22 protein-coding genes are annotated in these 24,000 nt (G+C 50.5%); 16 read left to right on the top strand and 6 right to left on the bottom strand.

The window, feature by feature from the left end:
* Positions 1-9: 9 nt before the first annotated feature.
* Positions 10-963, bottom strand: a complete 954-nt coding sequence (locus C2M17_RS13430; protein ID WP_158684027.1) for a HEAT repeat domain-containing protein — start codon at positions 961-963, stop codon at positions 10-12.
* A 273-nt stretch (positions 964-1,236) separates the two neighbouring features.
* Here C2M17_RS13430 and C2M17_RS13425 point away from each other — a divergent pair, with 273 nt between their 5' ends.
* The 10 genes from C2M17_RS13425 to C2M17_RS13380 are packed head-to-tail and all read left to right on the top strand — an operon-like array spanning position 1,237 to position 9,198.
* Positions 1,237-1,923, top strand: a complete 687-nt coding sequence (locus tag C2M17_RS13425) for a thermostable hemolysin (protein WP_105201246.1) — start codon at positions 1,237-1,239, stop codon at positions 1,921-1,923.
* Positions 1,920-3,353, top strand: coding sequence for an AMP-binding protein (locus C2M17_RS13420; protein WP_105201245.1), 1,434 nt, complete (start codon positions 1,920-1,922; stop codon positions 3,351-3,353). The genes C2M17_RS13425 and C2M17_RS13420 overlap by 4 nt, the downstream gene beginning before the upstream one ends.
* A gap of 6 nt (positions 3,354-3,359) precedes the next feature.
* Complete coding sequence (locus C2M17_RS13415; RefSeq protein ID WP_105201244.1) at positions 3,360-4,049, top strand: TenA family transcriptional regulator; 690 nt, start codon at positions 3,360-3,362, stop codon at positions 4,047-4,049.
* Positions 4,046-4,831: an SDR family oxidoreductase gene (locus tag C2M17_RS13410; RefSeq protein ID WP_105201243.1), complete on the top strand. Its 786-nt coding sequence runs from the start codon at positions 4,046-4,048 to the stop codon at positions 4,829-4,831. Before C2M17_RS13415 ends, C2M17_RS13410 begins: the two co-directional genes overlap by 4 nt.
* Positions 4,832-4,834: 3 nt before the next feature.
* Complete coding sequence (locus C2M17_RS13405) at positions 4,835-5,497, top strand: tetratricopeptide repeat protein (RefSeq protein ID WP_233998000.1); 663 nt, start codon at positions 4,835-4,837, stop codon at positions 5,495-5,497.
* Positions 5,498-5,512: 15 nt separating this feature from the next.
* Positions 5,513-6,187 (top strand): response regulator, encoded by a 675-nt coding sequence (locus tag C2M17_RS13400; protein ID WP_105201242.1) that lies wholly within the window; start codon positions 5,513-5,515, stop codon positions 6,185-6,187.
* Positions 6,184-7,470, top strand: coding sequence for a sensor histidine kinase (locus C2M17_RS13395; protein WP_105201241.1), 1,287 nt, complete (start codon positions 6,184-6,186; stop codon positions 7,468-7,470). Before C2M17_RS13400 ends, C2M17_RS13395 begins: the two co-directional genes overlap by 4 nt.
* A complete protein-coding gene (locus C2M17_RS13390; protein WP_233998016.1) occupies positions 7,455-7,796 on the top strand; it encodes a cupredoxin domain-containing protein in 342 nt (113 codons plus the stop codon). Before C2M17_RS13395 ends, C2M17_RS13390 begins: the two co-directional genes overlap by 16 nt.
* Positions 7,793-8,521, top strand: a complete 729-nt coding sequence (locus tag C2M17_RS13385) for a hypothetical protein (protein ID WP_105201239.1) — start codon at positions 7,793-7,795, stop codon at positions 8,519-8,521. The genes C2M17_RS13390 and C2M17_RS13385 overlap by 4 nt, the downstream gene beginning before the upstream one ends.
* The gene (locus C2M17_RS13380) at positions 8,509-9,198 is read left to right on the top strand and encodes a hypothetical protein (protein ID WP_105201238.1); all 690 of its coding nucleotides are present in this window, start codon (positions 8,509-8,511) and stop codon (positions 9,196-9,198) included. The genes C2M17_RS13385 and C2M17_RS13380 overlap by 13 nt, the downstream gene beginning before the upstream one ends.
* 64 nt (positions 9,199-9,262) lie before the next feature.
* Here the strand turns inward: C2M17_RS13380 and C2M17_RS13375 are convergent, their stop codons facing one another.
* From C2M17_RS13375 to udk, 4 genes are all read right to left on the bottom strand, one after another.
* The gene (locus tag C2M17_RS13375) at positions 9,263-12,478 is read right to left on the bottom strand and encodes a S41 family peptidase (RefSeq protein ID WP_105201237.1); all 3,216 of its coding nucleotides are present in this window, start codon (positions 12,476-12,478) and stop codon (positions 9,263-9,265) included.
* A 119-nt stretch (positions 12,479-12,597) separates the two neighbouring features.
* Positions 12,598-13,365, bottom strand: coding sequence for a substrate-binding periplasmic protein (locus C2M17_RS13370; protein WP_105201236.1), 768 nt, complete (start codon positions 13,363-13,365; stop codon positions 12,598-12,600).
* Positions 13,366-13,767: 402 nt separating this feature from the next.
* A complete protein-coding gene (locus C2M17_RS13365) occupies positions 13,768-14,991 on the bottom strand; it encodes a NupC/NupG family nucleoside CNT transporter (protein ID WP_105201235.1) in 1,224 nt (407 codons plus the stop codon).
* Positions 14,992-15,005: 14 nt separating this feature from the next.
* Positions 15,006-15,635, bottom strand: a complete 630-nt coding sequence (udk, locus tag C2M17_RS13360; RefSeq protein WP_105201667.1) for a uridine kinase — start codon at positions 15,633-15,635, stop codon at positions 15,006-15,008.
* Positions 15,636-15,939: 304 nt separating this feature from the next.
* On the opposite strand from udk, the gene C2M17_RS13355 reads away from it, so the two are divergent.
* From C2M17_RS13355 to C2M17_RS13345, 3 genes are all read left to right on the top strand, one after another.
* Positions 15,940-17,172: a phosphopentomutase gene (locus tag C2M17_RS13355; RefSeq protein ID WP_105201234.1), complete on the top strand. Its 1,233-nt coding sequence runs from the start codon at positions 15,940-15,942 to the stop codon at positions 17,170-17,172.
* Between the two features lie 11 nt (positions 17,173-17,183).
* Positions 17,184-17,885, top strand: coding sequence for a purine-nucleoside phosphorylase (deoD, locus tag C2M17_RS13350; RefSeq protein ID WP_105201233.1), 702 nt, complete (start codon positions 17,184-17,186; stop codon positions 17,883-17,885).
* A 217-nt stretch (positions 17,886-18,102) separates the two neighbouring features.
* Positions 18,103-18,759 (top strand): HEPN domain-containing protein, encoded by a 657-nt coding sequence (locus tag C2M17_RS13345; RefSeq protein WP_199776029.1) that lies wholly within the window; start codon positions 18,103-18,105, stop codon positions 18,757-18,759.
* Between the two features lie 121 nt (positions 18,760-18,880).
* On the opposite strand, the gene C2M17_RS13340 is transcribed toward C2M17_RS13345, so the two are convergent.
* A complete protein-coding gene (locus C2M17_RS13340; protein WP_105201232.1) occupies positions 18,881-19,309 on the bottom strand; it encodes a GNAT family N-acetyltransferase in 429 nt (142 codons plus the stop codon).
* A 165-nt stretch (positions 19,310-19,474) separates the two neighbouring features.
* On the opposite strand from C2M17_RS13340, the gene C2M17_RS13335 reads away from it, so the two are divergent.
* The 3 genes from C2M17_RS13335 to C2M17_RS13325 all read left to right on the top strand — a co-directional run.
* Positions 19,475-20,191 (top strand): hypothetical protein, encoded by a 717-nt coding sequence (locus C2M17_RS13335; protein WP_105201665.1) that lies wholly within the window; start codon positions 19,475-19,477, stop codon positions 20,189-20,191.
* A gap of 897 nt (positions 20,192-21,088) precedes the next feature.
* Entirely contained in the window at positions 21,089-21,973 is an 885-nt protein-coding gene (locus C2M17_RS13330) for an OmpA family protein (RefSeq protein WP_105201231.1), read from the top strand.
* Positions 21,974-22,047: 74 nt separating this feature from the next.
* A partial coding sequence (locus C2M17_RS13325; RefSeq protein WP_199776028.1) for an Ig-like domain-containing protein occupies positions 22,048-24,000 on the top strand: 1,953 nt, incomplete at its 3' end.

Below are 24,000 nucleotides of genomic sequence, written 5' to 3'. Positions count from 1 at the left end.
AATTACAGCTTATAAATAAAGCTGAATGATTTCGCGATTCCACAAGCCTTCTTTAGAGCCGTCACTTTGCAGCACTTCGTTTTGCTTTTGCAAATAGCTATAGGTCACCGTGTTGCCTATATCACCCAAGGCCTTAAGCGCCATGGCGCGATCCGACCAGGAGCCGGTACCTTCATACAGGTCAATTAAGAGTTGCACACTGGCGTCGTCTTTCATATTACCAAGTGATGAGATGGCGGCGAGACGAAGGTATTCATCCTCAGATTTAACCAGTTCGCGCAAATAAGGCAGGGCGATTGGGTTATTGCTAAAACCAAGCTCATACACATCCAGGTAGTTGGCTTTAACGCCGGCACCCTTAATGCTGTCGATCAGAGTCTGGGTTTTTTCATCGGACAACTTGCCGCCCATAAGTTGCTGATTAATTTTCGCGCTTAATTCTTTAACCACCAGGCTCATGGGTTCATTCAGCGTTGGCTCAATAATTTCGTCAAAGCTCCACACCGGCACCTTGCCGCGCTTCACATAGACGGCAACGGGATAACTGCCTTTAGTCGTCTCCAGTTTGCCTTTGAGCATGGTGAAGGTAATAAAAGGAGTGAAACCATTGGTTCTATGGTTGCGCATATTAAAACGCAAGATCTCTAGCTTGTTTTCGCCCTCACCTAAGGTGATGGGCAAATCACGGGCGGCAAATTCTTCGGCTAAATGTGCCTTGAGGAACTCCACTTGCTTGAGTACCGTGCCTTCATACATCAAGGCGCTGGGCAAAATACCCGAAGTGAAGGGCGCGCTTTTATCGCTGCGCTGGTCGACCACCTGTATTTTTTGCTGGTTGGTCTGAGCCGTCGCCTCATAGGCATTTGGCGAAGGTTGTGGCTTACTCAGCTTGTATGAGCTGGGCGCACAGCCTTGAAGTAAAAGAGAGCAGGAAAGTGCAACTGTTATTGTTATTGTTTTCATTGTAAACATCATAGATCCTTCAATTTGCTTAATAATTAGCCGCATGAAAATAGCAAACCGCTGAATCTAAAGCAACGAGTTTGTTACCAAGATGTAAACCGGTCTTTTGAAAATACGGGAATAAAAGGGTGTCAGCGCTCGTCAACGGCTGTGCACGGTAAGCGCGTGCAGGCGCAGCAAATTAATTATTTTCTCTTTTTTAAGTTTCTTAAGACTTTCTTAAGTTTCGCTTTCTAAATTGATTCCATCGCCTCATCTTCAGTAGGGTTTGTTATGGAATCTTTATCGCTCAGCTACGGCACAATGCAGTCGCAATATCTGTTACCCGAGCCCGCATCTATCGCTCAGGGTTATTTTGTTGCCAATTCAGAGCAGCCCATCCATCGTAGTTTGGCGACCCGTATTCAAGCGGGGTTTGCCAAGCATTATGGCGCCGATGTGCAGGAGTTTATGCCGCTGTTGGCCTGTCTTGGTTACTCCGAGCAGCGCTATTGCTGTTTTGGTTTGCGCAGTGCCAGCCAGCCTTTGTTTATTAACCAATATTTGGATCAGCCACTAGCCGAGCACCTGCAGCAATGGCAATGCCTGCCGTCTCAGTGTATCGAGCTGGGTAATTTGGTGTCCACCCACAGTCAGGCAACGCTGGCACACTTTGTATTCTTGGCCAAAGCGCTGCAACGAGCCGATAAACGCAAACTGGTATTTTGTGCCACCGCTCATATTCGTAACCTGCTTACTCGCATTGGTGCGCCCTTCGAAGTACTTGGCGATGCCAAGCCGGAGCGCTTGGCAGATTGTGGGCTTAGTTGGGGCAGTTATTACACCAATACACCTCAGGTCTGTGTGGTGGACGTGGCGCAGGTTTGTAAGCATGTGGATAGCACCGACACCCTGTCCTATTTTGCCAAGTCCTATCAGAATGATATCGCTAATCTGGCCGTTGAGGTGGCGCATTTATGATGGCCGAATTAACCAGCCTTTGGCACGGCCAAGTGGTCGATGAGCAACAACACATGGATGCAGCGCAGTTTTGGCAGCAAGTGGAGCGCCTGGCTACGCACCTAAAAGACATGCAGTTAAGCTGTGTGGCGGTGGCACTGGATAATGGCCTGCCCTGGCTGGTGGTTGATTTTGCCCTGATGCAGGCGGGCATAGTGTCCTTGCCCTTGCCAGCCTTCTTTTCGCCCGAGCAACGCCAGTTTGCCCTGGATAAGGCGCGTCCCGAACTTATTATTGGCGCCGCCGACCAGGCAAAAAACGCCGCACAAAATGGCATAGAAACCTGGACTATTGGCAGTGAAAGCATAGCCCTGCAACCGAGTAATCTGGCGGCTCCCGAGCACGCAGTGCCCCAAGGCACGCAAAAAATTACCTTTACCTCAGGCTCTACCGGTCAACCCAAGGGCGTGTGTCTGTCCGCGGCGCATATGTTTGATGTCGCCGCGTCCTTGGTCAGTCGCACCAAAGTGGATGCGCCCAAGCATTTATGTCTGCTCCCCTTGCCCGTGTTGCTTGAAAACGTAGCCGGGGTTTATGCGCCCATGTTGGCCGGTGGCGATATTTATGTGCCTTCGCTGACAAGCTTAGGCTTCGACGGCGCCCGGTTAACTACCCCACAAAAGCTCTTGGCCACCATTAGCGAGGTAGAGCCCAATACCCTGATTTTGGTGCCGGAATTATTAAAAGCCCTGGTGCAAGCCTGCGCTTCGGGTTGGCAGGCACCCAGTTCTTTAACCTTTATAGCCGTCGGTGGTGCCAAGGTTGCGCCTCAGTTAATTGCACGAGCCCATGATCTGGGTCTGCCCGTGTATCAGGGCTATGGCTTGTCTGAGGCCGGCTCGGTGGTGAGTTTAACAACGGGTGACGGCGCCGGTGTGGGCGAGCCATTGGCGCATGTTCGTTATGAAATACGCGATGATGAAATGATCATCAAGGCACCGACCTTCCTTGGTTACCTTGGCGAGCCGAACACTCAGTCACAAGGCTTCGCCACCGGCGATCTGGTGCGCATGGACAATGGCGAGTTGCATATTCTTGGCCGTAAAAAGAACCAGCTTATTCTGAGCACCGGGCGCAATATTTCCCCGGAGTGGCCCGAGTCGCTCTTGCTTAGTCATGGGCCCATATTGCAAGCCGTGGTGGTCGGTGAAGGTCAGGCTTTTTTGAGCGCCCTTATTTATTGTCATGAGGCCGTCGATAACGCCCAGCTAGAGGCGCTTATCGACACCACTAATGCGCAACTGCCCGAGTATGCGCAAATCGTTAAAACCCTGCGCTTAAGTGCGCCGCTCAGTGCTGCCGAGGGCTTGCTCAGTGCCAATCAAAGGCCCAAGCGCCCGGCTATCAATGCGCATTTTTCACAACAAATTTCTCAGTTATATCAGGAGTAGTCCGCTATGTTATTTTTCCAAAAACTGGTCGAACAAACCGAACAAGAGCGTCAATACCTGTTGTCTGCCGAGGTGATCCAAAAGGCGTTGGCCGGTCAGGTCAGCGTCGACCTTTATGTGGCCTTTTTACAACAAGCCTTTCATCACGTTAAACACACCATCCCACTCTTGATGGCCTGTGGCGCCCGCATTAGCAGCGAGCAGGAATGGTTACGCGACGCCATTGCCGAATACATAGAAGAAGAATTGGGACACCAGGAATGGGTGCTCAATGACATCAAGGCCTGTGGTTTTGATAAAGAGCAGGCCCGTTACAGCGAGCCCAATTTTGCCACCGAAATGATGGTCAGCTATGCCTACGACAGCATAGCGCGTATTTCGCCGCTCAGTTTCTTCGGCATGGTGCATGTGCTTGAAGGCACGTCCATTGCGCTGGCCGATAATGCTGCCGACACCATACGCACTAAGCTGGGGCTGCCAATAAAAGCCTTTAGCTATCTCACCTCCCATGGTGCCTTGGATATAGAGCATGTGAAGTTCTTCCAGGGGCTGATGGACCGTATTACCGACGAGCAGGATCAGCAGGTGATAGTGAATGCGGCGAAGCGTTTTTATCGTCTCTACGGCGACATGTTCCGCACCCTGGATACTAACCATGGACTGGCGCCCCTGAGCGAAGAGGTGGAGGCGTTATGAGCGCGCCGATTGCGGTTTTGACCGGAGCCAGCGGTGGTATCGGCGGTGCCATCGCCAAACGATTGGCGGCCCGCAATTACCGGATGATCTTACTCGGTCGCGATCTACCGGCCTTGGAGCAGGTTCGCCAACAGTTGCCAAGCGACGAGGCGTCTTATCATCTGGCCTTACAGGTGGATTTAAGCAACGACGCCGATATTAGCCGGGTGGTTGATCTACTTGGCGATATTGGCCGCTGTGATTTGTTGGTCAACAGCGCCGGGGTGAACACCATGGTGCCCTTTGAATCCCTGAGCAAGTGTGATCTCGACGCGGCGCTGGCGGTCAATGTCCGTGCGCCCATGCTGCTGTCTCAAGGGTTATTACCCCTGCTGCAACAAGGTGGCGGCACCATAGTGAATATTGGCTCCTCGTTTGGCGCCATAGGTTATCCGTTACAGGCCCAGTATTGCGCCACCAAGTTTGCCTTGCGCGGGTTTAGTGAAGCGCTGGCCAGAGAGCTAAGTGATACTCAGGTGCGGGTTAAATACTTTGCCCCGCGTGCCACACAAACGGCCATCAACAGCGACAAGGTCACGGCACTCAATAAGGCATTGGGTAACGCCATGGATACGCCGGAGTATGTGGCCGAAGAATTTATGCGTTTACTCGACTCCGACGAGCGCCGCCGCAGTGTCGGGGCCAAAGAGTCCTTCTTTGCAAAAATCAATGCGTTATTGCCCAAGGTGGTGGATAACGCCCTAGCTAAACAACTTGCGACCATTAAACAATTAATGAGGTGAACTATGAAACCCTATTTCGCAATGGCTCTTGTGGCCGCGGCCCTGTCTCAAAGTGCCTTTTCTCAAAGTACCTTGTCCAGTGCCGATGAGCAGATGAATCTGCAACAACTGATGCGCCAGTGGGCCCATGTAAATTATGAGCTCAAGGGCGACGATCAGGAAGATGCCTTCGCCGAGCTGGCGAAGAGTGCGCAAAGCTATCGTCAGGCACACCCGGATGAGGCCGAAGGCCATATCTGGTCCGGCATTATTCATTCCAGTTACGCCGGTGCAAAGGGCGGCTTGGGGGCCTTAGGTCTGGCTAAAGAAGCGAAAAAAGACTTTGAAATGGCCATGCGCATCAATGGCGAAGCACTGCAAGGTTCGGCCTACACCAGTTTAGGTACCCTGTATGCGCAGGTGCCGGGCTGGCCTATCGGTTTTGGCGATGAGGAGAAGGCTCAGGAGCTGTTTAAAAAGTCCTTGGCTATCAACCCTGACGGCATTGATATTAATTACTTTTATGCTCAGTTCCTCTATGATGAAAGGAAGTATAAACAAGCGAAAGCGCATTTGTTGCGTGCCCAGGCAGCGGCGCCACGCGCCGAGCGCCCACTGGCCGATAAATATCGCCAGCAAGAGGTGGCTCAGTTACTGGCTAAGGTGGAGCGCAAGCTAAAACGCTAACAAAGGAGACAGGGATTGCGGTTGTTACTGGTGGAAGACGATGTCATCGTTAATGAAGGCTTGAGCCGTACCCTGGCTCACGAGGGTTATGCGGTGGAATCGGTGACCTGTTTGGCCGAGGCGCGGCCCATGGTGGCCCATGATGATGTGGATCTGGTGATCCTCGACCTCGGCTTGCCTGATGGCGATGGCTTAAGCCTGCTAGCGGATATTAAACGTCGTGCCAAGCCCTTGCCGGTGCTTATCCTCACCGCCCGTGACAGTCTGGATGACAAAATTCAGGGCCTGGACTTGGGCGCCGACGATTACCTGGTCAAGCCCTTTGCCGTGGACGAGCTATTAGCACGTTTGCGGGTGCTGGGCCGGCGCGTCACTGGTGTGGCATCAAGCATATTGCAATGTGGTTCGGTGCAAATGGATCTCGGTGCCCATCAGGTCAGTGTCGATGGCGCCTCGCTCAATCTGCCGCGCAAGGAGTACATGCTGTTGAAGGCGTTAATGGAAAACCAAAGTCGGGTGCAGTCCAAGGAGCAGCTGGAACAAAAGCTGTACCAATGGGGGGAGGAGCTCGGCTCCAACGCCATCGAAGTACATATTCACCATTTACGTAAAAAGTTGCCGGCCAAGATGATCAAAACCCTGCGTGGCATCGGCTATGTGTTGGCCACCAATGAAGGCGGCGAACCTTGAGCATACGCACCAAGCTGATGATGCTGTTGTTGGCCATGCTGGTGCTTATCCTGTTTTTAGCCCTGGCCCAGGGCTATCAACGCAGTTTGGCCCGTGCCGATGCCTTGTTTGACCAGCATCTCCAGGCCCGCACCCAATTGCTGTTTGCCGTTGCTCCCGAGGCCCTGCCCAAGCAACAGGCGCAATTTTGGCAGCGTTGGCAAGGCGATACTTTAGTGGGGGGAAGCGAAAGCTTACTCGCCAAGGTGCCGCCCCAGGGCCTGCAAACCATTAACAGCCAAGGGCAACGACTGCGTATCGCCACCTATTGCCGGCAAATAGATTGCGTGGTGCTGGGCGAGCCCATCAGTGAGCGTTTTGCCCTGTCGGAGCAATTGATCATCGCCCTGATGTTGCCCATGTTGCTCGGCATTGCTTTATTGGCGGTGTTTATCAGTCTGGCGGTGAAGCGCGCCTTACAACCCCTCACCTTACTCTCTCGCGAGCTCAAAACACGTGCCGCCAATGACTTTTCCATGTTGCGCACCGAAGCCAAGGCCTCGGAAATCAAACCCGTGGTGGACACCCTGAATGCCCTGTTGCGGCGCACCGAGCAGGCCTATTTGCGTGAGCGCTACTTTGCCAGCGATGCCGCCCATGAGCTGCGCACACCCTTGAGCGCGATGAAAATCAACCTGCACAACTTATTACAGCGTCATAATGATGAGGATGCCAAAGCGCTGAGCCTGAGTGTCGACCGCCTTAATCATTTGGTGGAGCAAATGCTGGCCCTGGGACGGACTTCCTCCCAGCAGTGGCAGGACAAACTGGCCAAGCAGTCGCTGGCGCATATTTGCCAGCAGTTAATCGCCGAGCTCTATCCGCAAATAGCGCAGAAAAATCTGGATATCAGCTTAAGCGGCGAGTGTCGCGAGGTTATAGGTGAGCCCTTTACCCTTAATGTGATGTTGAAAAACATCATTAGCAACGCGGTGAAATACACCCCGGCTAATGGCCGTATTGCCATTCACTTGGCCGACCGAGGTGATAATATTGAGCTGCGGGTGGCCGACTCCGGCCCCGGCATTGCCAGCGAGTTACGGGAGCGCATTTTTGATCGTTTCTTTCGCGTTGGCGGCGACTCGCACCCAGCTCATATTCCCGGTGCGGGTTTGGGTTTGGCCATAGTTCAGCATGTGATTGGCCTCTATCAGGGCGAGGTGCAACTCAAGCAAAGTGAGTGGGGCGGATTAGAAGTGATCATTACCATGGCGGTACAGCGGGAGACATTATGCAGCGATTGATATGGATATTGATGCTGCTGAGTATGCCGGCGTTCGCCGAGCTCAAAGAGTTTAAGCTGGTGCTCAAGGATCACCTTTTCTATCCGGCGCGTATGGAAGTGCCGAGCGGTGAAAAAATTCGCCTCTTGGTGCACAACCTCGACGGCGACCCGGAAGAGTTCGACAGCTTTGATTTAAACCGCGAGAAGGTACTGTTCCCCGGGCGCATTAACGTTATCTATGTCGGCCCTCTGGCCCCCGGTGAGTACTTCTTTTTTGGCGAATTTGCACCCGACACCGCACGGGGAACCTTGGTAGCGGTGCCATTTGCGGAGCAAAGGCCATGATCAACAGTTTATTAGTGACCATCAATCAATTGTTGCCGCCGGCGGTGTTGCTGGTGTTTGCCCTGGTGTTGCACGTTAAGCCCTTGGGTCGAAAGCGCTGGCTTATTTTAGCCCTGTGGCTGGTGGTGCCGACATTGAGCTATATCCTCGCGCTTGAGCAGATCAGCCAGTGGTTTGATTACCTGGGCTTTGAGTATTCACAAATGCTGCTGGTGGCCCTATTGGTGCTGGCGGCGCTCAGCGGTTTGGCGCTGCGGCTGTGGGCCAGTTTTGTGTTGCTGTTGGCCAGTGCCAGCTGTTTATATTTGAGTCACTACTTACCCTGGCTGCTGCAAGGGCAGATGGAGCTGGCTCGTGCCCTGGGGGTGTGTCTCGGGGTGGGCATAGTCGGTAGTTTTGCCATTTTATTTTATTTCTTTCTTACCTGGTTGGCCGAGCACTACGGGCCCTGGGGGGTACTCGGCCTGTTTAGCATGCATATTGCCGGCTCCATGGTTGGCATGCTGGATATTGCCGCCGGTGCAGGCTTATTAACCATGCCCTCGCCCTTGGTGGATCTGCGCACCCTGTTGGACGAGCACAGTATTTTTGGCCGTTTGGCCAAGGTGGTAGTGGGTTATGAAGCGACCCCCAGTTCGCTGTCATTATGGGTGTATATATTGACGCTGTTGGCGCTGCTAGGGGCAGCAAAATGGCAACGGAGTAGACAAGAATGCGATATTTAACCTGGGCTTTATTGCTGCTGAGTGCCAGCAGTTGGGCCGATGGCATGGTGGTCGATAAGGTCTACCATCCCTATGTCCTGCCCTATGAGAGGGAGCTGGAATGGCGTCTGGTGTCGCGACAAACCGATGAAGGCAATGTGCTGGCGCAGCGCTTTGGTGTCGGCGGTGCCATCAGTGAAACCCTGAGCCTGGAAGTCTATGGTGTCGGTGAGCGCGACGATGAAGGCGACTTTGGTCTGGCCGCCTATGAAGCGGAGTTGCGCTGGCAAATGGTCGAGCAGGGGCGTTATTGGGCAGACCTGGGTGCCTTATTTGAAATAGAAAAGCAGCACAAGGAAGATAACTATGAAATCACTTCTGGGCTCTTGTTCGAAAAAGAGTTCGGCATCACCAGCCTCACCGTCAATGCCTTCTTGGTGTATGAGTGGGGCAGTGATATTGAATCAGAATGGGAGTCGGAGTTTCGGGCGCAATATCGTTACCGTTTGCGCTCTGCGTTTCAGCCGGCATTAGAGCTCTACAGCGGCGAAGACTTTGTCGGTGTAGGCCCGGGCTTTATCGGTTTGCATCGTTATGACGGTCAGCATCAGCTTAAATGGGAAGCGGGCTTTATCAGCGAAGTGGGGCATGGCGGTAAAGACCATAGCTTTCGCCTGGCCCTTGAGTTCGAGTTTTAACAGTACTTTGCAGCTGTTATCAGGGCCTGCATCTCTAAAAGACAGGCAGGCCCTAACGCTCTAGTTAGAACTTACTGGGTGCCGGTGGCACGCTCAGGGGTTGTCTCGGCTTGGCCTCAAGTTCCTTGAGTAGCTCTTCAACGGCGCGCTCAATGGATGGATCCTTACCCTGATAAATAAGCTCGGGACGATCAATCACCTCGATATCCGGCGTTACGCCTTCGTTCTCGATGATCCAGTTCCCCTCGTTATCCAGGATGCGGAAGGTCGCCGCAATCACCTGGCCGCCATCGACCAGATTCGGGTTGCCGGAAATACCGATTAAGCCACCCCAGGTACGAGTACCAATCAGCTTACCTAAACCCGCCTGACGGAAATAGTAAGGCAGGGCATCACCGCCAGAGCTGGAATAGCCATTGATCAGCATGGCCTTAGGACCATCGTGGGCAAACTGCGGGGTTTTTGTCGGCTCAACACCACGGCGTTTCCAGTAGTTCAGCGGCTTACGTGCCAGCCAGGTGATCATATGCTCGGGAATAAAGCCACCGCCATTGTAGCGGTCGTCGATGATCATGGCGTCCTTGGTGGTTTGCGGCATAAAGTTTTTGAACATGGCGCGGTTGCCCTCGTAATGGGTGTTGGGCAAGTGCACATAGCCGATTCGGCCATTGGAAAGCTTGGTCACATAGTCGGCGCGCTCGTGCACCCATTGCAGATAACGCAGGCCTTGCTCGCTGGCCACTGGTTTGACGCTGACCTTCCAGGCACCTTTTTGGCTTGGTTTGGAGTTTATTAGCAGCTCAACTTGCTCTCCCTGGGTGTTTTCCAGCAATTCATAGAAGTTACTCACCTGGGTGACCGGGCGGCCGTTAACGGCGATAATGAAGTCTCCGTCGCTGGCTTTAACGCCCGTGGTGCCCAGTGGGGAACGGAAGTCTTCATGCCAGTTTTCGCCTTGGAAAATCTGCTCGATTTGCACATAACCCGAGTCGTGGCTCGCCAGTTTGGCGCCCAGCAAACCGTGCTTTTTGCGCTCGGCCGTAGGCATATCACCGGATTGCACATAGATGTGACCGGCATTGATCTCACCGGCAATTTCGCTCAGCACATAGTCAAGATCGGCGCGGTGCGCCACGGCATTGGCCAACGGCTGATATTTGGCCAAGATAGCATCCCAGTCCTGACCATGATGGTTTTCATCGTAGAACCAATCACGCAGGGTGCGCCAGCCTTCCACATACATTTTCTGCCACTCGATTTGCGGGTCGATTTTCAGCGTCATCTTGGTTAAATCCAGCTTGGCCGCGTTTAAATCCTGATCCGCTTTCGGCGCAATAACGCTGTAGTCCTTACCCGCTTGTACCAAAACATGTTCACGGTTGCTGGACAGGGTATAGCCACTAACACCTTTGGCCACGGTTTTCAGTTCAGCATCGTGCTCGGTGCCAAGCAGCTGTAAATCGCCACTGCTCATGGTTAACACGCCGCCTTCGACGCCGGCTAAGGCGTTGTAGTCTCCCGCTGGAGCGTTAAGAGCGGTCACCCGTTGCATAAAGCCACTGCTTTGCAGCTGATTCTTTTTGCTTGTTTCTTTGCTGTCGTCATCGTCACTAAGGATGGCCGCTTCATCGCTTTGCAGGGCAATTAAGGGTGTGATCTTGCTGTTTACCGCGGCGGCATAAATGCGCGTGGCACGGTTAAACATGTAGTCAAACTCGTAGCTGCTAAAGGCGAGGTTGAAGTCGCGCTCAGAGGTAAAGTACAGGTATTGGCCATCCGGTGAGAAGGCCGGGCTGTGCTCATTGGTCATCTCGTCGGTTAAGCGCGTCACCGTTTGCTCATCGGTATTGTAGTGCCATAGCGAGGCATAGCGGTTTTCGTTGTTTTTCACAAAGACGATGTCTTCGCTGTTAGGCGACCAGATGTACTGTTGAATACCATCCTCATCGTACAGGCCGGTATCTATCTTGTGTTGTTTACCGGATTTTGCATCCAGCCACCACAGGGTGTGGTTCTTATCTGCAAACAGCAGTTTTGAGCTATCCGGCGACCAGACCGGGGTAAAACGCCAAATGGTGCCGTTGTCGGTGAGTTGCTTCACCGCATTGTTGTTGGCGCGATCCTTGACGTAAATCTCATATTCGCCACTTTCATCGCTCATATAGGCAATGTAGCGACCATTGGGCGACCAGCTGGCGTCAATTTCACGCCCGGTAGGCGTATAGGACAGGTTGCGTGTGGGCCCTTGTTTAACAGGCACGCTAAAGAGCTCACCACGGGCGGTGAACAGGGCGCGTTTGCCATCATGAGACAAGGACATGGAGTCGATATACTCACTGACATTCTTGCTGTAGGGCATGGCGTACTGGCGTAGACCGGCAATATTAATGGTGAGCTTGGTGCTTTGCTCGGTAATAGGGTCAAAGCGATAGAGGTAGCCGCCATTTTCATAGACCAGGGCGTTAGGGCCAGCCGATGGCCAGAGCACGTCAAAATCCTGGTGATTGGTGAGTTTTTTCGCCTCGGCTCCCTCGCGGTATTGGTACAGATTCAGGGTGTAGTCGCTGTCGGAAACAAAATAGATGTTGTCGCCCACCCAGGTCGGTTGCTGCTCGGTGGCGCGACTGCTGGTCAATTGCTTGGAGGTGTTGTTTTCTAAGTCATACACCCACACATCCTGGGCACGACCGCCTCGCGAGCGCTTCCAGGTACGAAACTCGCGGTCGATGGGGGTGTACACATACTTACCGCCATCGGGAGAGAGCATACCCCCGCCGGTTTCCGGGATAGCCAGTGGCTGCTCTAAGCCACCATCCGCCGGCACCATATAGGGACGGCCCATGCGCTTACCCCAAGGTGTACGGTTGGCGCGAAAGACCACGTTTTTGCCATCTGGGGTCCAATCCAACACCCGGTAATCATAACCACCGCGCGGCGGCATAGGGCCAACATCGTTATAGTAAGTCAGTTGCTTTAGCCCGGAACCATCGCGGTTGATCACGTAAATTTGGCGGCTGCCGTTGTACTCGGCGGCAAAGGCGATGCGCTCACCATCCGGTGAGAATTTAGGAAAGGTCTCAAAGCCAACATGATCGGTCAGGCGTTGGCTGGCACCGGTTGCGGTGTTAGCCACATACACATCACCGGCGTAAATAAAGGTGACATGTTCGTTGTGAATATCGGGGAAGCGCAACAGGCGCGTGTCTTCGGTTTCATAGGCCGACACCCAGGGGGCCAGCGTGGTTGCCACGGCCAAAGCCAAGGTCGTTATTGTTTTCATGGTTATCCTATCCTTTTGGGGAGACTGTTACATCATAGCAAGGGAGCGGATAACTGCGACCGAGGTGCGACTAAAAGTTTGTTAAAAATTATGTAGATGGTTGTTTTTGTGGTGGCGCACTAGTCATTAAAGGTTTGCAGCTCATGATAGGGATTGCGCAGCTTTTGCTGGTACCAGGTCGTGTCTTCAATGGCGGCGAAGGCCTCTTTGATGTTGGCGACCGTGGTAGCGTCCATGTCTTTGTTGGCTGCCAAGTAGCCGTAGACGCTAAGCTCTTCGATGGCGCTGATAAAACGCAAATGACTGGCGGGCAGATTAAACTGCTGCGCCATGGCACCCACATAGTTAGGGTCATCGATGATCAGATCCACTTTACCGGAAAGCAAGAGGCGGTAGGAGTGCTTGATATCTGTGGTTTGCAGCACGGTAAAGCCGCGTTTTACAAAAAACAAGGCGCTGATATCATCGCGCTGCACCGCTATGCGATAGGCTCGGGCGTCCTCGAGTTGTTTGATGTTGATGTGTTTGCTTGACGATAAGCTGACAAAGCCCAAACGAAAATAGGCGACCTTGCCAAGCCAGTGAAAGAGCGGCTCCCGCTCCGGCGTTTTCGCTAAACTGTATATCAGCGTATTGGCCTGCTTTTTGGCGAGGTAAAAGGCCCGTGCCCAGGGGTAGATGTTGATATCGGCATCCACATTCGCTTCGCTGAGCACATGACGAACGATATCCGTGCTGCTGCCGCCGATATTGTCATTGATTAAAATCTGGTTGGGCGGGCTCAGTTCGGTCACCACCTGCACGGTGTCATCCGCAGCACTGTTAAAAGATAGAAGTGCGCATAGGAAACATAACAAGGGGAGTGACGTTCGCAGCAAGGGGGGCATGCTCTTTCCTTAAGCCAATAATTCCCCTAAGCATAGATAAATGCAATGAAGAATGCACCTAATAACGAAGAAAATATTCCTTATTTGGGTACTTTAATGGATTTATACCAATTCTGTTAAGTATGTGAGCAGATATAGCGCCGGATAAATGATGTGATAACAAGGCGGAATTTTTCTTATGTAGTTACTCTACATCGAAAAATTCCAACGCCGTGAGCATGACATTTAGCCCGCTAGAATGATTAGCTATTTAAGTGAATTGGTATTAGTAGGGCGCAGAAACGATAAAAGGGCCTTGCGGCCCTTTGGTGAAGTATCGTTCAAGTTAGCTGCTGCCTTAACCCCTTAAGGCAACAACCTAGGTCTGAGACCCTGTTTTGCAACTGTGGCTTCTCTTTCTTTCTAAGCAATAGAGAGGAAAAACCCAGCAATTGCGGCGCTCATAAGGTTGGCCATAGATCCTGCCAACACTGCTCTGAGCCCTAGACGTGCGATGTCCTTCCGCCGGCTTGGCGCCATACCGCCAATCCCGCCTAGTAAGATGGCTATCGATGACAGGTTAGCGAAACCACACAGTGCAAAGGTTACGATTGCTTGTGTGTGCTCACTTAACTCATCACGATAATTTACAAAGTCCAAATAAGCGACGAACTCATTTACGACTAATTTCTGGCCGATAAAACTACCGGCTCGCATGGCTTCATCCCAAGGCACACCCAATAACCAGGCGACCGGGGCGAAGACATAACCTAAAATCTGTTGCAGCGTCAGCTCCGGGTTATCGAAGAAGCCACCAAACCAGCCTAATACACCATTAAGCAGGGCGATAAGCGCTACGAAAGCCAACAGCATGGCGCCTACGTTCAGGGCCAGTTGCATACCGCTTGAGGCACCAGCGGCCGCGGCATCGATGACGTTAACCGGCTGCTCATGCTCGGTATCGAGCTCTGCCAGGGTTTCCTTCGGGGTTTCCGTCTCCGGCACTATCATTTTGGCCATCAGGAAACCACCGGGTGCGGCCATAAAGCTGGCAGCAATCAGGTAGTGCAGTTCAACGCCTATCTTTACATAACCCGCCATGACCGAGCCCGCTACCGTGGCTAAGCCACCGACCATGACCGCGAATAACTCCGACTTGGTCATGGTGGTTATAAAAGGTTTAACTATTAAAGGCGCTTCGGTTTGGCCAACGAAAATATTGGCGGTGGCCGAGAGCGACTCGGGACGCGATGTTTTCAACAGTTTTTGCAGCGCGCCGCCTAAGAATTTAATCACCCAATCCATGATGCCGAGGTAATACAAGACCGCCACCAGGGATGAGAAAAATACGATAACCGGCAACACCTGAAAGGCGAATAAAAAGCCTAGTGTGTCTTCCTTGGCCAAGGGACCGAATAAAAAGCTGATGCCATCGGTGGCATAGCCGATTATTTTGGCAACCGCCCTGGACATGGCTTCAAGTATGTTTTTGCCAAATTCAAAAAATAATACAAAGCCACCTATGATGACTTGCAGTAAAAATGCCACGCCGACTGTGCGTGGATTTATCGCTTTACGGTTTGTTGATGCCCCGTAGGCAATCGCCAGTAGCACCAGCATACCGATCAGGCTCATTAATGTTGTCATTGCCGATGTTCCCGTTATTCTTGTAGTAGGTGTTTGATTTTACTTTTTATTATGTCAATTGCTACGCGGTTTTTACCACCTCGGGTGACCACCAAGTCGGCGTTGTGCTTGGACGGCTCGATAAACTGGTAAAACATAGGTCGCACGGTGCGCTTATACTGTTCGACAATCGACTGGATTGTGCGACCGCGCTCTTCAATATCGCGTTGCATACGGCGCATCAGACAGATGTCCAGCGGCGTATCGATAAACACCTTGATATCAAATTCATCTCTCAGTGCCGGATCGCTTAATAACAAAATACCCTCGACGATGAGGATCTTTGCCGGTAAAACGCGGCGTGTTTCCTTTGCGCGGGTGTGCTCGTTATAGTCATAAATGGGCACATCCACGGCGCACCCTTCACGCAATTTGCGCAGGTGCTCGACCAACAATTCGTGCTCAAAGGCATCGGGGTGGTCATAATTGGTTTTGACGCGATGCGCCATAGGTAAATGTGATTGATCCCGGTAGTAGGCGTCTTCCTCGATAATGGCGATCGCCCCAGGCTCTAGCTCATTGACCAGTTCGTAATAAATAGTTTGGCTAAACAACGACTTACCCGACGCAGACGCACCGGCAATGGCGATAATGGTTTGTGTCACAAACAAAGCATCCAGACTGAAATTAGACAATTGATTACTTTAGCAAATTCGCCACGAATAATCTCAATTGATGCCATCCATTAGCGCTTATGCGCGCCAAAAGTGACGCAAATCCTCACGTTATTTCGACAAATGTAGCCTTTATAACGGGTTTTTATTAAGGACTTATGTCCGCTTGAAAAAACATCAGCGGCGAACCCCTAGCGTCCAGAACAAACCTATAATTAGTGTAGGACTTTTGTCCTGTAGCTAAATTTATCAAGTGGTTAAAGTGAGCAACATAGCGTAATAGAGCGAGGCAAGTATGGCACGAGCAATGATCTTGATGGCCGACAGTCTGGGTATTGGCGCGGCACCCGATGCCGAGGCCTTTGGCGATCTTGGTGCCAACACCCTGGGTCACATTTTAGATGCCTACCAGCAGCGATGGGGTGAACCCTTGGCGCTGGCAAACTTGTCGCGACTGGGTTTGATTGATGCCTGTGAGGCGGCGTCTGGTCGAATCCTTAACGTTGCCAATCGCCAACAGCCAATGGCTGCGTGGGGTTATGCCAAGGAGTTATCCAGTGGCAAAGACACGCCGTCGGGGCATTGGGAAATGGCCGGTGTGCCGGTGTTGTTTGATTGGGGTTATTTCCCTTTAACGACACCCAGCTTTCCCGCCGAGTTGATTGATGAATTGGTAGCGCGCACCGGTATTCCCGGGATATTGGGTAATTGTCATGCTTCGGGCACGACCATTATCGCCGAGCTCGGTGAGGAGCATGTGCGCACGGGTAAGCCAATTTGTTACACCTCGGCCGATAGCGTGTTCCAAATTGCCGCCCATGAACAAAGCTTTGGTTTGGATAAGTTATATCAGGTATGTGAAGTTGCACGCTCACTGCTTGATGACTACAACATCGGCCGCGTGATTGCGCGTCCCTTTGTTGGCAATGACAAGGATGATTTTAAGCGCACCGGTAATCGCCGCGATTATTCGGTGTTACCGCCGGCCCCGACAGTGCTTGATAAGCTGGCGGCCGCCGGTGGCGAGGTGATCAGTATTGGCAAAATCGCCGATATTTATGCCCATCAGGGGATCACCCAAAAATATAAGGCGCCGGGCCTGGAAAACCTACTGGCGAAAACCGTCGAGGTGTTCAAACAGGCACCGGACAACAGCTTGGTATTTACTAACCTGGTGGACTTCGATGAACTCTATGGTCATCGTCGTAACGCCGTGGGTTATGGCGAAGCATTGAAAGTATTCGATGACTTTTTGCCCCATGTATTGGCGCAGTTAAAAGAAGATGATCTGCTGATCATCACCGCCGACCATGGCTGCGACCCCACCGCCGCAGGCTCGGATCATACTCGTGAGTATGTGCCGGTAATCGCCTATCGCCCGGGCATGCAAGCCGTGGCTCTGGGTGAGCGTGAGAGTTTTGCCGATATCGGCCAGACCCTGGCGCAATGGTTTGACCTAACAACACTTGAATATGGTAACGGCTTTGTTGCGGCGCTGTCGATTGATACGCCGGACACAGCACAGTAAGAGGACAAGATATGAGTACGCCACATATTAGCGCAGCCCAGGGCGATTTTGCCGAAACGGTATTAATGCCGGGCGATCCACTGCGTGCCCAATACATTGCCGAGCACTTTCTCGACGATGCGAAACAAGTGACTGGCGTACGCAATATGTACGGCTTTACCGGCACTTATAAAGGTAAGCCGGTGAGCATCATGGGCTCGGGTATGGGCATTCCATCCATGTCCATTTATGCCCGCGAGCTGATCGTCAGCTACGGTGTGAAAAATATCATTCGTATCGGTACCTGTGGCGGCATCGCTGCAGACACTAAGATCCGCGACGTGATTTTTGCGCAGGGTGCGAGCACCGACTCCAATGTTAACCGTGCCCGTGTACGTGGCTACGATTTTGCCGCCCTGGCCAACTATGGCTTGCTTGAAAACGGCGTACGCGCCGCCCGTGAATTGGGTATCGATGCCAAGGTAGGGAACGTGTTTACCACGGATACCTTCTATCAGGCCGACTCCTCGTTTTACGAAGAGCTGCATAAGCTAGGTGTACTGGCGGTGGACATGGAAACTGCCGGCCTTTACGGTGTGGCCGCCGAATACGGTGCCAACGCCATGGCGCTGTTTACCGTGAGCGATCATGTGATCACCGGTGAAGCAACGCCAGCCGAAGAGCGTCAAAGCACCTTTAACGAGATGGTGAAAATCGCCCTCGAATCAATCTAATTTATGCACCTAGGGGCCACCCTAGATTGCAACCCCCGTGTTCCTTGGTAATACGTGAAAAACGTTAACCTCAAAGTCCCCGCTTTTTAGCGGGGCTTTTTTATGCCTGCAGATAAGGAGAGCGCTTTGTCGTTTTTATAGTGGGCGTTTGACTAGGGGGAGCAATTAACTTATTAATATTGAGGGTAACTTGTTTGAATTACCTTAGGTATTTGATATGGAAGTGACTTACCAGAGCTTAAAAGCGCGACAGCGTAGCGAACGAAGTGAATACTCTGAAAACATAGGCTTGCGGGTACACAGGGCACTGAGCTGGCTGCATAAAGCAGAGCAGATGGAAGGGGATAAAGACTCCCAGTTTATCTTTTATTGGATAGCCTTTAATGCCGCATACTCAAATGTTATTGACGATTGTTACCGTTATACCGAGCAAGATACATTCCGTAATTTTATCGAACGCTTATGTCAGCTGGACGAGCAAGGCCGCTTAGCAGATCTGGTCTGGAACGAATTTGCCAGCAGTATCAGGGTATTGTTAAACAACAAATTTGTGTTTCAGCCCTTTTGGGATTTCCACAATCATAAAAAGTCCGAACAAGAGTGGGAAGAGCGCTTTAAAGCCGCAAAATCCTATGCTAATAAAGCACTCGGCGGTAAAAACACCTCCGCTGTTTTATCGGTCATATTTTCTCGCCTATATACATTAAGAAACCAGATTATCCATGGTGGCGCCACCTGGAATAGTTCAGCAAACCGGGCTCAGGTCCGTGATGCGGTTACCTTCTTATCCAAGTTTATTCCGTTCACAATTGAAATCATGATGGATAACGCCCAAGAGTTTTGGGGAGAAGCAAGTTACCCCGTTGTAGAATAAAGCAAATTACTAAGACACCCATCTCAAAGCTTAAAGTATAAGAGTGGGTGTCTTGTTTATTACTCAGTTTTTCTAGCGGCTCTCTTTCAGCCCTTGGGTTCTTTAGCTCTCTTGGTAGCTTTTAGTCCAAACCTTCCACTATAGAAAAGTGATGACTGGCTATTCGAAAGCCCTCCCTAAGGTAAAATTTATGGGCGGGAAAGCGTTGCACGCCTGAATCGAGGTGGATCTGCGTACAGCCGACTTTTTTCGCATAGCTTTTAAACCAGTTCATAAAAAAAGTGCCGACGCCTTTTGAACGGTATGCTTCATTGGTAACCAGATCCTCAATATAGATGTGCTTTCCCCAAGCGAGTTTTTCGCCTATGCTGAACCCGGCAACCGCCAACACCTCGCCCTCCGATATCACATAGACTAGCTGATAGCCCTGTGCTTTCTGTTTCTCTATCTGCACATGCAAACTTTCACGACTGTACTGCGGGCGCAGCTGCAAGAGTACATCAAGCACCTTGTCTTGAAGGTCACCTTGACTCATAAACCTAACTTCCATCTACTTCTCCATTTTGGTGTCTTTAAGCAACGAACGTCATCGTACATAAAACTTATCTCAAATCCACATTGTCGACAATTATTTTCGATATACATATGAATAAATTGTTTGTATGGGTTTTTAAATTAAAATTGTCGACAATGTTAATTTGGGAATTAGATGCTAATGTGGTTTAACTTTTTCGGAACGCTCAATACTTGCTTCATCTTATTTAGTTTATTAGGGGTGTATTCACAAGTACGTACTATATGGCGAAGGAAACAAGAGCACATACAAAATCCAACGCATATCCTGTCGCTGAAAATGTTTATGGTTAGCTTCTTCGCCTACTACTCCTTCTTTGTATATGGCATGTCGATAGAGCCTTTCAATCACTATATTGTGTGGCCTAGGTTATGCGCCTCAGTGCTGGTTAGTATCATTCTTTATGAAATATGGCGAGACAGGAAGACACGGCCGTCGTTTCTATGTTTTTCAGCGGCCCTGGCGCTACTTTTGATAGGCGCTTTGTTTGGTGTCATAGGAACTGCTTATGAAGATCAAGGACAGCAAATAATGGCGGTAATGATAGTCTGTATTACCGGGCTCATTGCGCATGGCTATTACAGTCAGATCACCTTAGTGCTTAAGGCGGGGGAGACCGGGGCGCTGGATAGAAAAATGAGTGCGTTCATTTTACTGATGGACATTTCAACTATCGCATTTTCTCTGAGCATGGGGCTTACACAAGGTTGGCCGCTATTGCTGTTGGCGAGTGTCAGTGCCATTACAAAAATCGCCGTGCTTTATTTATTCAGGTGGGTCCGTTTTAGCCCGATAGCAAGGGCCCGACGAGCCGCTCAAAAAGAAGGATTCTGTATGGCAGAATCGAGCCAACAATGAGCAGGGAAAAATTACCAAGACATCCATCTCAAATCTTAAAAATTACCAAGACACCCACCTCAGACTGTGAAGAATAAGAGTGGGTGTTCCTGCGAACTCTTCTTTTTAAACTGACAAAGTTTGTTTTATTTCAACACACCACATCGAAATTTTGTGCAATAAACGAGCTAATCGTAACAGGATTTGTCATTTGGTCTGAAACAGCGCTTTCTGAAGGTTAGCGGGTACCGTCGCCGTACAAGAATGACCGGCGCGCTCGAGCGTGTGAATAAAGAAATTAAAAGTTTCAATTTTGTTAACACCCTGCTTGCAAATGATACATCTTGCCTACGGTTAAATAGCGCAGTGATTAACGAAATATCGGGCTACAGGAAACCAGGTAAAAATTGCTGTCCATGAATATTTTAAAGCGCTGTTTAAAGTAGGTAGATAGGGGGATTTTTTAAAAGTGGTTAGAAAATAAAAATTAAATTTTTCTTTGTTTTTTAATATAAAACCTTTTTTAATTTTATATTAACAGTTTGTTTTTATTTGTTGAATTCGTCTAGTTGCTTATTTTTATTTAAAATTGATGTATCTATATGATTTAATTGTAATTTAAACATTTGTTTTGTTTTTATCAATAATGAATAAAATTTAATAATTTTCATTGGTTAAAATTGACCTTTCTTTTTTTGTGGTTATTTTTTTGAGTTTATTTGAAATATAAATTCAATTAACAATTTTTATTCACTGGTACCTTTTTATTATATATACTTGACGATTGAGTATGTTATGTACAATATATTGTGCTACAAAAATTAAAAATTCAGCGCTTGCTTAATTGATGAAGTTAATTTTTTTCTCTCATTCCACAAGTAAGTCTGGTGTTTCACACGCTCCCGAGAAAAGTAAATAATGAAAAGTTACCTAAAACACGTTCAATTACTCTGTACGCTTACTTGCGCTGCAACCTTAGCAGCCTGCACCACCTCAGGTTCCCTATTAACCGGCCAACCGAGCAAAGCCTTTTCTCAAATTAGTGGTGCAGAAGCTACTGCAAAAGTTGTATTTTTCCATGATGGTCCTGTTGATACCGAGCCGTTACGAACGAACTCGATCGTTATCTCAACCCAAGGAAAAGTCATTTCTGGTCTTCACCCGCAACAATACACAGTTCTCTCTGCATGCAACGGCATTCAAGATTTTCAAATCACCCAAGGTGGTCTCGCCGCGACTTCTATTGAGTTAACCATCGCTCCGCATGCTGTGTATTACGTAAATTTAATGCCGGTATCAACAACTTCACGTGTAGGTTTTAACGTTTCAAAACATGACCGTGTAAACGACGTTTTAGAAAGTTACAAAGCACGCTCATTTTTGGTGCCGCGTCACCAATCTAACTGCGCCGCACCAGAGGAGCCTGTAACGTTTAATTTTGACTCAGAAGCGCTCTTTACTTTTAATGGAGCTGAACTCATTGACGTTATAGCCTCGCACCCATTAGACAAAGTCGTGAACTTTATCGAGGCCCATTCTGACCACCCTCTACGTATTACTGTATCTGGCTATACCGACCTTCTAGGTGCTCGCGACTACAACCAAACACTCTCAGAGCAACGTGCACAAACCGTCGCCAATTACCTTAAAAGCAAAGGTTTTAGTGGCAGTCTCCAAGTATTTGGTTTTGGTGCGGCGGATCCAGTTGTAACGGATTGCCCTTCTTCGTTAAGCCGAGATGTCCTTATTCAATGTTTACAACCGAATCGACGCGTAACAGTACGTGTTTGGCAGGCTAACTAATTCTAATTTACAAGCGCACTTACTAAGTCAAAGCGCTTACTGACTATTTTTATAACATTAACGGAGATGATGTCATGGTCAAAGGGTATGAACTTATTGTTTACAGCGGTGAGCGCGTAGTCGAGCACCACTCTTCAATGATTGACGGGGGAGCATTGACCATCAATGCTCAAAACAACGTTCGTTTCGAACTACTCGACCCAACAACAGGTGTCGCGCCCCAACAAGTTTTCTTTAAACGTGAAGGCGAAAATTTAGAACTTCACTTTGGTGATGCGGCGCCAGATGCAAGCGCAGACGTTATTATTACAGGTTATTATGACCTGAGCACGCCACCCATGTTTTTCGGTTTAGCGGAAGACGGAGATTACTATTCCTTCGTTCCGCAAAGCGGCTTGACTGACGACCTGTTGGAAAATCTTGACGAAGACGACGAGACTTATCAAAGCTTAGGTTACGAAGATAGCGACTCAGGTATAATGTGGTGGCCATTAGTGTTAGGCGGTGCAGCATTAGCGGCATTGGCACTTAGTGGTGGAAGTGATAATGACGACGATGTCATTATTCCTCCTGATAACAGTGATACAGAAGCTCCAATCGTTACTTTTAACGACTTAATTACTAATGATACAACGCCCGAGCTCAACGGCACAGTCAATGATCCAGATGCGAAAGTGGTCGTTATCATTAACGGTGTTGAGTATGAAGCAACCAACAATGGCGATGGCACTTGGACACTTGCTGATGACGTCGTTGCCGAATTAGAAGATGGCACCACCGCGGTTGTTGTGATCGCGACGGATCCAACTGGTAACGAAGGGGAGGCTGAAGGCGAGGTTGTTATTGATACCGTAGCGCCAGGTAATGGCGATGATGGTAATAGCATCATCTTCGATGATGGCGGTGATAACCTATTATCTGCTACGGAAGCGGCCGATGCCACTTTAAGTGGCCAAATCGAAACAGGCGCATCAATCATCCGCGTCGTGATCAGTGACGGTACCACCGACATTGAGGTTGACCCTACAGCAATTAGCGTTGATGAAAACGGTAACGTGACCATTAGCGGACAAGACCTCAGTATTTTCGCCGACGGCGAATTGACCGTTACCATGACGGTTGAAGATGCTGCTGGTAACCGAGGAAACGTGACCGATACCACCACCTTGGATACGGGCGCACCGAGCACGGGTGATGGCGTAAACAGTATTGCGTTTGACGACGGCGGCGATGAGCTATTAAGCGCGAGTGAGGCGACCAACGTGACCCTTTCTGGCGTTGTCGAAGCCGGTGCCACCGTCGACAGCATCACCATCAGTGATGGCGTGACGACGATCACGGTACCGAGTTCGGCGATCAGCACGGATAGCAACGGCAACGTGACCGTCGTTGGGCAAGACCTTTCAAGCCTCGCTGACGGCGAATTGACCGTCACCATGACAGTGACCGACGCTGCCGGGAACACAGGCACGGTCACCGATACCACCACCTTGGATACGGGCGCGCCGAGCACAGGTGATGGCGCAAACGGTATTGCGTTCGACGATGGCGGCGATGAGCTATTAAACGCAGAGGAAGCGACCAATGTGACCCTTTCTGGCGTTGTCGAAGCCGGTGCCACCGTCGACAGCATCACCATCAGTGATGGCGTGACGACGATCACGGTTCCGAGCTCGGCGATCAGCACGGATAGCAACGGCAACCTGACCGTCGTTGGGCAAGACCTGTCAGGTCTCGCCGACGGCGAGTTGACCGTCACCATGACAGTGACCGACGCTGCCGGGAACACGGGCACGGTCACCGATACCACCACCTTGGATACGGGCGCGCCGAGCACGGGTGATGGTGCAAACAGTATTGCGTTCGACGACGGCGGCGATGAGCTGTTAAGCGCAGACGAAGCAACCAACGTGACCCTTTCTGGCGTTGTCGAAGCCGGTGCCACCGTCGACAGCATCACTATCAGTGATGGTGTGACCACCATCACGGTACCGAGCTCGGCGATCAGCACGGATAGCAACGGCAAT

Origin of the sequence: Pseudoalteromonas sp. T1lg10 (genome assembly GCF_002964545.1) — a bacterium.
Taxonomy (GTDB): domain Bacteria; phylum Pseudomonadota; class Gammaproteobacteria; order Enterobacterales; family Alteromonadaceae; genus Pseudoalteromonas.
This window is presented reverse-complemented; position numbering and strand designations above follow the sequence as displayed.

Bases quoted from the DNA above. Each gene is read 5' to 3' on its own strand.
- C2M17_RS13430 (WP_158684027.1), bottom strand. From the start codon at position 963: ATGAAAACAATAACAATAACAGTTGCACTTTCCTGCTCTCTTTTACTT.
- C2M17_RS13425 (WP_105201246.1), top strand. From the start codon at position 1,237: ATGGAATCTTTATCGCTCAGCTACGGCACAATGCAGTCGCAATATCTG.
- C2M17_RS13420 (WP_105201245.1), top strand. From the start codon at position 1,920: ATGATGGCCGAATTAACCAGCCTTTGGCACGGCCAAGTGGTCGATGAG.
- C2M17_RS13415 (WP_105201244.1), top strand. From the start codon at position 3,360: ATGTTATTTTTCCAAAAACTGGTCGAACAAACCGAACAAGAGCGTCAA.
- C2M17_RS13410 (WP_105201243.1), top strand. From the start codon at position 4,046: ATGAGCGCGCCGATTGCGGTTTTGACCGGAGCCAGCGGTGGTATCGGC.
- C2M17_RS13405 (WP_233998000.1), top strand. From the start codon at position 4,835: ATGAAACCCTATTTCGCAATGGCTCTTGTGGCCGCGGCCCTGTCTCAA.
- C2M17_RS13385 (WP_105201239.1), top strand. From the start codon at position 7,793: ATGATCAACAGTTTATTAGTGACCATCAATCAATTGTTGCCGCCGGCG.
- C2M17_RS13380 (WP_105201238.1), top strand. From the start codon at position 8,509: ATGCGATATTTAACCTGGGCTTTATTGCTGCTGAGTGCCAGCAGTTGG.
- C2M17_RS13375 (WP_105201237.1), bottom strand. From the start codon at position 12,478: ATGAAAACAATAACGACCTTGGCTTTGGCCGTGGCAACCACGCTGGCC.
- C2M17_RS13370 (WP_105201236.1), bottom strand. From the start codon at position 13,365: ATGCCCCCCTTGCTGCGAACGTCACTCCCCTTGTTATGTTTCCTATGC.
- C2M17_RS13365 (WP_105201235.1), bottom strand. From the start codon at position 14,991: ATGACAACATTAATGAGCCTGATCGGTATGCTGGTGCTACTGGCGATT.
- C2M17_RS13355 (WP_105201234.1), top strand. From the start codon at position 15,940: ATGGCACGAGCAATGATCTTGATGGCCGACAGTCTGGGTATTGGCGCG.
- deoD (WP_105201233.1), top strand. From the start codon at position 17,184: ATGAGTACGCCACATATTAGCGCAGCCCAGGGCGATTTTGCCGAAACG.
- C2M17_RS13345 (WP_199776029.1), top strand. From the start codon at position 18,103: ATGGAAGTGACTTACCAGAGCTTAAAAGCGCGACAGCGTAGCGAACGA.
- C2M17_RS13340 (WP_105201232.1), bottom strand. From the start codon at position 19,309: ATGGAAGTTAGGTTTATGAGTCAAGGTGACCTTCAAGACAAGGTGCTT.
- C2M17_RS13335 (WP_105201665.1), top strand. From the start codon at position 19,475: ATGTGGTTTAACTTTTTCGGAACGCTCAATACTTGCTTCATCTTATTT.
- C2M17_RS13330 (WP_105201231.1), top strand. From the start codon at position 21,089: ATGAAAAGTTACCTAAAACACGTTCAATTACTCTGTACGCTTACTTGC.